The 11,794-nt window shown below is 39.1% G+C and carries 9 protein-coding genes; all 9 read left to right on the forward strand.

From position 1 onward, the window contains the following. The first annotated feature begins 27 nt into the window (after positions 1–27). Positions 28–339, forward strand: coding sequence for a ribosome assembly RNA-binding protein YhbY (yhbY, locus tag ACYSNQ_RS17400; RefSeq protein WP_426084839.1), 312 nt, complete (start codon positions 28–30; stop codon positions 337–339). A gap of 23 nt (positions 340–362) precedes the next feature. Next, positions 363–1,010: a nicotinate-nucleotide adenylyltransferase gene (locus ACYSNQ_RS17405; RefSeq protein ID WP_426084840.1), complete on the forward strand. Its 648-nt coding sequence runs from the start codon at positions 363–365 to the stop codon at positions 1,008–1,010. Beyond that, positions 1,000–1,587: a bis(5'-nucleosyl)-tetraphosphatase (symmetrical) YqeK gene (gene yqeK / locus ACYSNQ_RS17410; protein ID WP_426084841.1), complete on the forward strand. Its 588-nt coding sequence runs from the start codon at positions 1,000–1,002 to the stop codon at positions 1,585–1,587. Before ACYSNQ_RS17405 ends, yqeK begins: the two co-directional genes overlap by 11 nt. A 39-nt stretch (positions 1,588–1,626) precedes the next feature. Continuing rightward, positions 1,627–1,965, forward strand: coding sequence for a ribosome silencing factor (gene rsfS, locus ACYSNQ_RS17415; RefSeq protein WP_426084847.1), 339 nt, complete (start codon positions 1,627–1,629; stop codon positions 1,963–1,965). Between the two features lies 1 nt (position 1,966). Continuing rightward, positions 1,967–2,713: a class I SAM-dependent DNA methyltransferase gene (locus ACYSNQ_RS17420; protein WP_426084842.1), complete on the forward strand. Its 747-nt coding sequence runs from the start codon at positions 1,967–1,969 to the stop codon at positions 2,711–2,713. A gap of 117 nt (positions 2,714–2,830) precedes the next feature. After that, the gene (locus ACYSNQ_RS17425; RefSeq protein ID WP_426084843.1) at positions 2,831–4,006 is read left to right on the forward strand and encodes a nucleotidyltransferase; all 1,176 of its coding nucleotides are present in this window, start codon (positions 2,831–2,833) and stop codon (positions 4,004–4,006) included. A gap of 65 nt (positions 4,007–4,071) precedes the next feature. Beyond that, positions 4,072–4,791 (forward strand): YebC/PmpR family DNA-binding transcriptional regulator, encoded by a 720-nt coding sequence (locus ACYSNQ_RS17430; protein ID WP_426084844.1) that lies wholly within the window; start codon positions 4,072–4,074, stop codon positions 4,789–4,791. Positions 4,792–5,602: 811 nt separating this feature from the next. Continuing rightward, entirely contained in the window at positions 5,603–5,809 is a 207-nt protein-coding gene (locus ACYSNQ_RS17435; protein WP_426084845.1) for a hypothetical protein, read from the forward strand. Positions 5,810–5,847: 38 nt separating this feature from the next. Next, positions 5,848–11,794: isopeptide-forming domain-containing fimbrial protein (locus ACYSNQ_RS17440; RefSeq protein WP_426084846.1), on the forward strand; the 5,947-nt coding region annotated here is incomplete at its 3' end.

An 11,794-nucleotide genomic window follows, 5' to 3' on the forward strand; every position in this document is an offset into this window, starting at 1 on the left:
AGAAATAGCGGAGAAAGAAGGATACTAGTGAAATTAAGAGGAAAACAAAAGCGTTATTTAAGAAGTCAGGCCCATCATCTACAGCCCATTTTTCAAATTGGAAAAGGCGGATTAAATGAAGAGATGGTGATTCAAATCAATGAAGCACTTGAAAAGCGCGAGCTGATTAAAATCAGTCTACTTCAAAATACAGATGAAGTTGCTGAAGAGGTAGCTAACGTATTAGAAGATAAAATTCAATGTGACGTTGTACAGATTATTGGACGGGTGCTGGTTGTATTCAAGCCGTCTACAAAAGAGAAATATCAAAACTATTCTAAAGAGGTCAAATCAATTTAGCAGAGTATTGGAGGAGTTATTCGATGAAGGCAGCTGCAGGTGCATTAAGAGGAACTCAAACAATTGTGAAGGAACAGCTACAGCTTTTTGAAAAGCGCAAGCAAGTTGGCATACTGGGCGGTAATTTCAACCCTGTCCATATTGCGCATTTGATGATGGCAGAACAGGTCTATCAGCAGTTGGGACTGGATAAAGTTTGTCTAATGCCGTCATATCTGCCACCTCATATAGATGAAAAGAAAACCATTGACAGCAAACATCGTCTGGCTATGCTGGAGCTTGCTGTAGAAAACAATAAACATCTTGAAATAGAACCAATCGAGCTTGTACGTAAGGGGAAAAGCTACACGTACGAGACGATGAAGGCGCTGATTCAGAATAATCCTGATACTGATTACTATTTTATTATTGGCGGAGACATGGTTAACTACCTGCCAAAATGGTACAAAATCGAAGAATTACTGTTGATGACCAATTTTGTAGGAACCCGCCGGCCCCATTATGGTATAGAGACACCCTACCCGATTATCTGGGTCGATACGCCGCAAATGGATATCAGCTCCAGCATGATTCGGGAAAAAGTCCAAAGCGGCTGTTCTGTACGCTACCTTCTCCCGGATAATGTGATAAACTATATCTACGAGAAGGGACTGTATATGGATGGAATTTAGCGGACAATATACGCCATGGGCACGTGAAGAGCTGATGCAGAAGGTTCAAATGCAGATGAGCGAGCGGCGGTTTCAGCATGTTCTTGGTGTAGAGGAAACGGCAGTAGCTCTTGCGGTGAAATATGGAGCTTCTCAGGAAAAAGCGAGTATTGCCGCATTGACCCATGATTATGCAAAAGAGAGACCGGATGATGAGTTTCAGCTGCTGATTGAACGGGACGGCTACAATCCTGAGCTGTTGGAATATGGAAATGCTATCTGGCATGGGTTGATAGGTGCCGATATGGTTAGAAGAGAACTGGGAATTGAAGATGAAGAAATCCTTCATTCAATTCGCTGTCATACTACAGGGGCAGCTGAAATGACGTTGTTGGATAAAATCATTTATGTAGCCGACTATATCGAACCTGGCCGGAAGTTTCCTGGAGTAGCAGAAGCTAGAGAAATCGCATTAGTAGATTTAGATCAGGCTGTTGCCTATGAAACGAAGCATACATTGCTTCATCTCATTCAGCAAGAGCAAAAGATTTATCCAAAGACAATTGAGACATATAATTATTGGGTAGTGAATAGATAAAACAAAAATTAGGAGGGAACAATCATAGATAGTCAAAAGATTTTAGAAATTGCGGTAAAGGCAGCAGATGCAAAAAGAGCAGAGGATATCGTTGCATTGGAAGTAAAGGAGATTTCTCTTTTAGCAGATTATTTTATGATTTGTCAGGCAAATAGTGAGAGACAAATCAATGCCATCGTAGAGGAAATTATTGAAAAAGAAGAAGAGGCTGATGTAGAAATCAAACGCATTGAAGGAAAAGACGGTGGAAAATGGGTGTTGATTGACCTCAATGATGTGATTATTCATGTATTCCAAGCTTCAGAGCGAACTTTCTATAATTTGGAAAAACTATGGTCGGATGCACCATTAGCAGACATCGCCGAATGGGTAAGCTAAAATGACTTACAAAACCTTTGCTTTTGTCTATGATGAGGTTATGGATGAAACATTGTATGAGCAGTGGCTGGCATTTTCTGAACGCCACTTGCCGAAAGAGTCCAGCCGAATATTGGAATTAGCCTGTGGAACAGGCAGATTGGCGGTTGATTTTGCTAAAGCCGGGTTTCAAGTTACCGCATTGGATTTATCCGAAGAAATGCTGGCGATTGCAAGTGAGCGGGCTCATGAAGAAGAAGTCGATATTCAGTTTGTTCAAGGAAATATGATGGAGCTTTCAGAAGTAGGACAGTATGAAGCAATTACCTGCTTTTCTGATTCATTGTGTTACATGGAAAATCGTCAGGCTGTTCAGCAGGTTTTCGATGAAGTTTATCAGGCACTAGAAGAAGAAGGGACATTCATTTTCGACGTCCACTCAGTTTATCAAGTGGATCAGGTGTTTCCAGAATACAGCTACCATTATCAAACGGAGGAATTTGCTTTTCTTTGGGATAGTTATCAGGGAGAGAAGGAACATAGTATTGAGCATTTTCTAACCTTCTTTGTTCAGCAGGGTTCTGATGGGGAGACTTTTATCCGTAAGGATGAGCTTCATAAAGAGCGGACTTATGCAATGGATGACTATTTGATGATGTTGGAAAGCAGCGGCTTTGCTTGTGTAGATGTATACGGAGATTTTACGGATGAGCAGCCTAAAGAAGAAAGTACCCGCTGGTTCTTTGTTTGTCAAAAAGCGGATAACTGAGTAAAGGAATGAAAGAACGCTGGGAGCCGTGTGATAGGAACGGTTCTCAGCTTTTTATATTGTATGGAGTGGAGTCTAAACGATTGGAAATCAATTCTTTGAAAGTGAGGGAAGTAGATGAAGGCTTGTGGTATTATTGTTGAGTATAATCCCTTTCATAACGGGCATATCTATCATATTCAAAAAGCTCAAGAGGCTTCTCAGGCAGAAGTTGTAGTTGCTGTGATGAGCGGGAACTTTTTGCAGCGGGGAGAACCAGCAATTATAGATAAATGGAAACGGGCAGAGGAAGCACTGAGCAATGGCGTTGATTTAGTTATTGAACTGCCAGCTGAATGGGCGGTTCAATCTGCGGATTATTTTGCAAGAGGGGGAGTCAAACTACTTCATGCCTTGAAATGTCAGTATCTGTGTTTTGGAACAGACAGCTCAGGAGAGGTAGATTATCAAGCCTTTGGTCAATTTTCAGCGAATAATCAGCAGCTAATTGAAGAGAAATATAAAGAACTGGCGGATAAAAGACTAAGCTATCCTCAGCAAATGACAGCAGTTTATCAAGCATTATATCCAGAGCTGCCTCTTGATTTTTCCTCTCCTAATCATATATTGGGATTAAGCTATGCTAAAGAAAATGCGCTATATAAGGAACCAATGAAACTGCTGCCTATCAATAGAAAAGGTGCGCATTATAATGAAGTAAATCTGCAGCCGAGGTTTTCCAGCGCAACTGCTATTCGAAAAGCTGTTTTAACTAAACATTTTTCTGAGATTGAAACTACAGTACCCAAACAAACCTCGAATGACCTAGCACAAGGTCCTTTGGTTTCGTGGGAGAATTATTGGCCGCTGCTTCAGTACAAACTTATTAGTACGTCTATTGAAGAGCTGCAGTTGGTTTATCAGATGAATGAAGGGTTGGAATATCGGTTAAAGGAGATGGCTGTGAGAGCAGAGAATTTTCAGCAATTCATTGAACTGGTAAAAACAAAACGCTATACGTGGACTCGATTACAGCGTTTAGCTGTCTATACCCTGTTAAACAGTTCGAATGAAGCGGTTCAACAGGGCTGGGATAATAGTTATCTAAGAGTGCTAGGAATGACTGAAGCAGGACAAAAGTATTTAAGTGTTCACAAAAAAGATTTTGAGCTGCCCCTACTGACCAGACAGGCAAAAAGTATGGAACAACTGTTTGCTGCCGGACTGACAAATGACCGGATTTATCAATTAGGGCATGCCGAAATTTCTGAACAGAGTCAAGGTCGTTTTCCGATTCGGATAAAAAAGGCTTAACAAAAACTGTTGATACAAGTATAATGAAAAAGGTTATCCTACAAAAAAGAAAGCGAAGTGAGAATATGGGCCGTAAATGGGCAAATATTAAAGAGAAAAAAGCTGCCAAAGATGCAAACAACAGTCGAGTTTATGCAAAATTTGGTATTGAAATCTATGTTGCAGCGAAATCAGGTGATCCTGATCCCCATGCAAACCAGAAGCTGCGGTTTGTTATCGAGCGAGCTAAAACATATAATGTTCCAAAACATATTATTGACCGTGCGATTGAAAAAGCCAAAGGTTCCGGCGATGAACAGTATTCAGAGCTGCGTTATGAAGGTTTTGGTCCGAATGGTTCCATGGTCATCGTTGACGCATTGACGAATAATGTCAATCGTACAGCAGCAGATGTACGTGCAGCATTCGGGAAAAATGGCGGCAATATGGGAGTCAGCGGAGCTGTAGCCTATATGTTTGATAATACAGCAATCATCGGATTTCCAGGAGAAGATGCGGATGATATTTTAGAGTATCTAATGGAAAAAGAAATCGATGTTCGTGATGTGGTGCAAGAAGAGAATCAAGTCATTGTCTATGGTGAGCCTGAAGATCTTCATATCATCCAAGAAGCCTTGAAAGAAAAGGGAATTGAAGAATTTTCTGTTACCGAGTTGGAAATGGTTCCTCAAAATGAAGTAACGTTGACTGGTGAGGATTTAGAGAAGTTTGAGAAAATGATTGATGTTCTGGAAGATTTGGAAGATGTTCAGAAGGTTTATCACAATGTGGATTTAGGTGAATAAGTAAATATAGAAATAGGTTGTGACAGAAGTGTTCAGCTTCAAGCACTAAGGCGGAAATTCCGAAAATTGTTCCACAAATTTTTGCGAATTTCCGCCTTATTGTTGAAGAAGTTACTTCTGAAACACCGTTTTTCCAGCTTTAAGGGACTGAGGCATACTAATGTCACAGCCCTTTTTTATTATATAGAGAAACAAAGCAAGCTGTTTTCAGACAATAAAAAACCCCTCATACCACACACTAATATGAAGGGAAAACACAATATGAAATCTAAGATTAAATATATAATAGCATGAAAAAAAGTTTTTCTCAATAATTTTGCTCTTTCTGTAAAAAAATGAGAAAACTGTAAATTTAATCTAACTGAACTGAGCGGTTTACTTTAATATTCAGAATAAATCGAGAGTTCTTAAAATCAACTATTAAGAAATATGAAAAGGATAATAAGAAAAACGTAAAAAAAAGCGATATAAAAGGGATGGAATTGATATTTTTAATCAATAATTAAATGGAATAAATAATGACAGTTTCTAAGAAAAAAATTATTTAATGAAAGGTCTTTAATAGGTATAAACTTAGTTTTTTTCAAAAAATTAGAAAAAGCAATAAAAATATGATAAATAAATAACGTTCTTATGATGTATAATTACTGTTATGAATTTATGTCCTTCTTTAAGAATGGTATTTGATTACATATATTAAAGATAATTTATTTATAACGATTGTTATTTTTCGAAGGATATACATTTTAAAAACATTTTAACAATTAGTAAAAAATATCATTTTTATTAATTGGACTTAGGGAGGTGTCCTATGGAGAAAAAAAATAAATTAAATCGAATGTTGCTTGTAGCTTCAACTGTGTTTGCAGTGTTAATGATGGCTTCTTGTAAAAATGAGACGAAACAGACGGACTCATCTTCGGAGACAACAACGGAATCCACTTCTACTATTAAAGAAAAAGAGGTAGAAGCAAAATCCAATGCAGCAACAATTATTGTGGACGATTCATCTCAATAGAGAACAGTACTATTTAAACTAAGGGGGTAACAAAAAAAGTGGATCTGGAAAAAAATAAAAAATGGCTATACAAGTCAATGAACTGGCTGATGCTTTTGACACTATTGTTCAATGTTGTTGTCACAAGTCTGTCTGGCGTCTCCGCACAGGCAGAAACTAGTTCACAGGATTTGACATTTTTAAATGATCAAGGAAATCCAACGAATAGTTTGGAAATGGAAGCTGGGGAAACCCGGGCAGTCGGTATACGTTCTGTTCATCCGGAAAACGGCTCTGTTCAGGTTAATTTAGCCGGATTGTCGTTAGAGCAAGCACTGACAAACGAAAACAATATTGGTAATCCAGTGACAATTGGTTACAGCGAGGAAGCCTCAAGTGTCATATTGAGCTGGCCGGAAGCACAGAAAGTGCAGCAGCCGGCAGAGGCAAGTGAAGAAGGAGAAACTGTACCAGAAGCTGTTGATGCGGGACTTCTTGAACCAGTTAATAACTATGCTTGGCTAATTGTTAAAGCAGAAACAGCTGGTACCTATCAGCTGTCAGCAGTTTCTTCAAGAGGCTCTGCTGCACAACTAAGTGTCTTGGTGAATGAAAAGCCGAATATAATAGAAGAAAGCACAACTGTAGAAACAAGTGAAAGCACGCAGGAGTCTTCTGTAGAAGAGAATCAGAAGCTTGATAAGCAGTCGCTGACACGAGCAGCGGCACCAATTTTTGAGGTTTGGAATACTGAGACGAATAGCTGGGCTTCGACAGGGAGCATCACTGACCCAAGTCAATATGCAAATGGGATCAAGTACAGAGTAATATGGGAATGCGATGCAGACGCAAGTTATGCAGATTTGTTTGTAGGAACTGTTGACTGGGGGACGTTAGATTTATCAAGTGTGACAGTAACAGATCAGCTTGGGAACTCTGTTACAAATTTTCCTACTGCTAGGTCAATTGAAATAGACGCACCTGAAGCTGGTAAAACCTATACAGCTGAATTCACAATGAAGTTTCGTGAAGGTTTAAATGAGGGAGCATTTGAAAGCAGTTATCAAGCTGGGAACGGAGCTCATAATCTATTTAAATTAACATTAGAGATAGATGTTGAGGGAACGGTTGTTTACGGTGAAACTAGAGAAACGCAAGCGGTTTTTCCTACGCGATTGCCAATATTCTTTTATTCCAGTTACGGAAATCCAAACCAGCCAATAATGTCTGACATTACTTTCACGGTTACTTCTAGTAATGGAGTTGAAAAAACGTATACAGCTTCTGATAGAGATACTAATGGTTATTTCCATTTAGATCTTGGGAAGACTGGTGAAACTTACACAATTAAAATTGTTAAGGCTCCAGGCTACTTGGAAAATGTCACATTTACGGTGAATGGTATAGGAAATTATTATTATCCAAGCCTAGCATCTTCAGTCCATCAGTCTTTTCCTTTGGATGAAGTAAGACCTGAAATTCAAACATCAGTTTATTTTATTGATACTAAGGGAAATAAAATCGATCAAACATATTTTTATGATACGATTACTTCTGTCCAAGAAGTCGAATATAGCAAAGGCAGTAATCCTCAGGTTATACAATTTACCACAGATGGTGTGAAAACAGCACCTGGATTAGAAGTAACAGGAAATGTAAAAATTTATAAGTTAGTCAATGGTGTGAAAACTCTTTTAAAAACAGTGGCTGCTAATTCTGTTTGGACTGGACAGCACAAAGATGGTTATGAACAATTTTATGAGTATGATCTAGGAACGCCATTGCTAGCAAATGAAAAATTGATTATGGAAACGGAATGGATACCACAAGAGCTTAAAGCTGGGAACGGGGAAGGTTCTCGATATTACCGTTTAGATGTTGGTGCGAAAGGGATTGACTCTGGAAATAATGGCTCCAATGTAGTTCCCTCAAGAGCACCTATTCAAGCAGTTCCTCATAAAGTAATTGATTCTGAAGTAACTAAAGATGTTTATAATTCAAGCGGTAAAAATATAAATGATGAAGAAGTTAAAGTAGGAGATACATTAACTTATAAGATTATTTTAGATGCAACAACAGGTGAAAAAACAGCTCAAATGAGAGTTAAAGAGTTTGTAGATCAATTACCTAAAGGTCTAAGCTCAAATAGAGTAAGGGTAACGACTGCGGCAGATGGAACAATCACTTTGCGTAAAAATCGGGAGTATACGGTGACAGGTGACTATCTGACAGGAGAAACAATAACTATCAATTTCCCAGATTCATTTTTTACACCGGATAACATGTTATATATTTCTCCAGATAACCCTGCTGCTAGCAAACTTATTATAGAGGTAACTGCTACAGTTAAAGAAAACACTAGTGGTATCTTAAAAAATGAGGCTTCCTATACTTCACAAACAAGAACTGATGATTTTGTTTTAAATAGTTGGGGAAATGATAAAATTCAGTCTGATAGTGTAGAGAACTATGTCAAACCAGAAGTACAGCTAAGTAAATCAGTTTACGATACAGATCCTAGAAGCAGCAGACCGGCACAAAATATTGACAAAGTATTTTCTGGCGACACATTCTATTATGCGATTGATGGTTCGCTGAATGCTGGATCAGGTGCTATGTACAATGGTGTAGTAACGGATACACTGCCTAAAGGGCTGAAGGTAGATGAAAGTTCTACTTATATTGATATTTTTGATAAAAGCGGAACATTAATTAGCTCTCAGCATCTATCAAATGTCTGGACAAACAAAGCAGGCTCAGCTGCGGATTTAGCAGAGTATGAACTTGCAGTTGATTTAACAAACGTTACAGAGTTAAATCCAATGTTGAATGATGTAACCTTTACGATTAGTTTTGGTGTAATAGCCGATGAGCGACTGCCTGAAACAGATTCGAGTACAACGCCTAAACAAAATTTAATTACGAATACAGCAGAAATTGCTGGTACAGATAAAGATGGAAATAATCCTACAACAGATACTGGAGTAGTTGATGTAGAATTAAAACATCGTAAACCAGAAGTGCTGTTAGAAAAACATGTCTACGATGTAGCTCCTCAAAATTCAGGAAGTCTAATCGATAACGGTAAATGGTTTGTAAATGAAGAATTCTTCTATACACTAGATGTCAGCTTAGCAGCGGATTCTGGTCCAATGTACAATGGGCTACTAACGGATACATTACCGGATGATGTTGAAATTTCCGCTGGCAATCAATACGTGATTCTAGTCAATGGAACAGAGATTACAGTTCCTTCGGATGCAATAGCTGTTTCCGGAAAAAAACTAATAATTGATTTTTCTAAAATTACCGAGTTGAGTCCGATGACATCGGATCAGGTCGTTCAAATTATTTTTGCAGTAAAAGCAGATACAGATGTGTTTAAGGATCCAACAGGTACGTTAAGAACAAACCAGGCTGTAATAACAGGTACCGATAAAAGCGGGGTTCATTCTACTGAAGCTGAAGCGGATGTAGCTGTGGAATTTGTTCATCAGCCAGGTGAGTTAGAGATTCTTAAAGAAGTTAGTCAAGCTACGGTACAGGTAGACGATACGATTACGTATACCATTATTGTGAAAAATAGCAAACCAGCAGATTCTGGTTCTCTTGTCAGCAATGTTGTTGTAGAAGACGTTGTGCCGGATGGGCTGACTATCCTTCAAGGTACAGTGAAGGTGGATGGAACTGCTATTCATCCAATTGATGGTTTAGAAATTAACGGACAGCAAATCAAAGTTCCAGTGAAGGATTTAGCTGATCAGGATGAAGTAAAAATCACTTTTGATGTTAAAGTATCTGCTTCAGCTAGCGGGTCTTTGAAAAATGTTGCCACAGCTAAAGGAACAGTGAATGAAAAGCCTGAGCAGCCCAAAGACGTCGAAGCTGAAGACGATAGTAAAACCAGAATCGAACCAGAACCATCTCTTGAAAAATATGTAATGGCAGAAGGTCAGAAACATGAAAATGTAGTAAAAGGTCAGATTGTACCTTATATTTTAATTGTCAAAAATGATAAAGGTGCACCAATTATTAATGGAAAAATTACCGATCTTTTACCTAGTGGACTAACGTATGTTCAAAATTCAATGACTGTTACTAAAAATACAGGTGCAGTTAGTAATCCGGCAATTACCTGGAATGGTCAGTCATTTACGTATAGCGGATTTGATTTAAAAGCCGGGGAAACATTGCGTATTGTTTATAATGTGGAAGTAACCGGAGATACTGTTGATGTAGCTTTAAAAAACACAGTTAGCTTGAATGGTGAGTTTGAAGATGTGGATGCGAACAATGCAACTTTGACTACGCCGATCAATGAACTGACTGATGATGCGTCAGTAACGCCAGTTCGTAATAAAGGAATATTGTCACTTGAAAAAAATGTCTATTCAAATGGAACAGATTGGGAGAACAAGGTAGTAGCTGTTGGGACTGAGCTTGAATATGAGCTTGTAGTGAAAAATACCAATAGTGATCCATCTTTAATCGTAGATGTAGTTCTGACAGATAAAATTCCTGATGGATTGACCTATGTATCAAACTCTCTAGTTATGGACACAGGCTTGACTGGTAAAGTCGAAAATGGAGAAGTAACAGTTAATGTAGGAATACTTAAGGAAAATGAAAGTAAGACAATCAAGTTCAAAGTGATTGTTGAAGAAAGTGCTCTAAAAGATATTCTCAATACAGGGAAAGCAAACGGAAAAGTCCCTGTTGATCCAAATGATTCAACGAAAACAGAAAGTCTGGACGAAATTGAAGATTCAGTAGTAAATTACAAGGCGCCAGAACCAGCAATTACCAAAGATGTACTAAGTGCTACGGGCTTAGTTGTTAATGGCACCGAAAAAGTAACAAGCGGCAACCGCTTCAAGTATCAACTAGTTATCACAAATGGCCAAGCTGATACAACAGGTAGCCTGTACAACGGTACAGTAACAGATACGTTGCCAACGGGTATCAAGTATGTGCCGGAATCAACTGTTGTAGATGGAAATCCTGCTGCAGATGCAGTAGTGGGATGGAACGGGAATGCGTTGACGTACGCTTTGCCGGCAGAATTTAAAGGCGGCGAGACCATAACGCTAGTCTTTGAAGTCGAAGTAGAAGCTAGTGCAGCGTTAGGGCTTATCCCGAATACAGCGAAGGTTTCAGGAGAAGATAAATCGGGGACACCTGATTATAAAGATGAAGACACTGTAGAGGTTGAAATCGTTCGTGGACCGGGTGTTCTAGCTGTTGAAAAGAAGGTGCTGGATCAAGCAGGCTCCACAGATTTACATGATACGGTAGTACAAGTAGGCGAAACGATTCGTTACTCGATTATTGTTAAAAACACAGAGACAGCGCCATCAGAAGTAAAAGATATCATTGTGACTGACCAATTACCGGAAGGCTTAAGCTTTGTCTTTAATTCAGCCACGGTAAATAGTATTCCAGTAGCTGCCAGCACGGATAGTGCAAATAAACTGACAGTAACGACTGGGCTGACATTACGGGAAGATGAAAGTTTAATAGTGAGCTTCCTTGTAACTGTAACTGAGGTATCCGCTGTTCGTAGTGTGAACAAAGGGGTTGCATCGGGAGAAATAACACCAGATCCACGAGAACCAAATCAGCCGATTGAAGAAACATCAAATGAAGTGGTTACGCATAAAGCACCAGCACCAACGATTGAAAAATCAGTGGTTAGTCCTGCCAGCGGTGAAGTGAGAAAAGGCGATAAGGTAACGTATCGCTTAGTAGTCACCAATGGTGACGCCAAAACAGGGACACTGACAGTTGGAACAGTAACGGATAGCTTACCAGCAGGTCTTGTTCATGTGGCAAATACAACCACGATAGATGGCAAGGTAGTAGCAGAAAGCAGCTGGAATGGGGAACGTCTAACTGTGACTCTGCCAGATCCAATGCTAGGTGGTGCAACAGCGACGATAGAGTTCCAAGTAACAGTGGAAACAGATTTCATTGGTGTGATTCCAAATACAGCAGTCGTTGCCGGAA

It is taken from the genome of Enterococcus sp. LJL51 (assembly GCF_054871795.1).

What these genes read in the sequence shown, in the direction of transcription:
- ACYSNQ_RS17425 (WP_426084843.1), top strand. Translation starts at nt 2,831, where the DNA reads ATGAAGGCTTGTGGTATTATTGTTGAGTATAATCCCTTTCATAACGGG.
- ACYSNQ_RS17420 (WP_426084842.1), top strand. Translation starts at nt 1,967, where the DNA reads ATGACTTACAAAACCTTTGCTTTTGTCTATGATGAGGTTATGGATGAA.
- yqeK (WP_426084841.1), top strand. Translation starts at nt 1,000, where the DNA reads ATGGAATTTAGCGGACAATATACGCCATGGGCACGTGAAGAGCTGATG.
- ACYSNQ_RS17405 (WP_426084840.1), top strand. Translation starts at nt 363, where the DNA reads ATGAAGGCAGCTGCAGGTGCATTAAGAGGAACTCAAACAATTGTGAAG.
- ACYSNQ_RS17435 (WP_426084845.1), top strand. Translation starts at nt 5,603, where the DNA reads ATGGAGAAAAAAAATAAATTAAATCGAATGTTGCTTGTAGCTTCAACT.
- ACYSNQ_RS17430 (WP_426084844.1), top strand. Translation starts at nt 4,072, where the DNA reads ATGGGCCGTAAATGGGCAAATATTAAAGAGAAAAAAGCTGCCAAAGAT.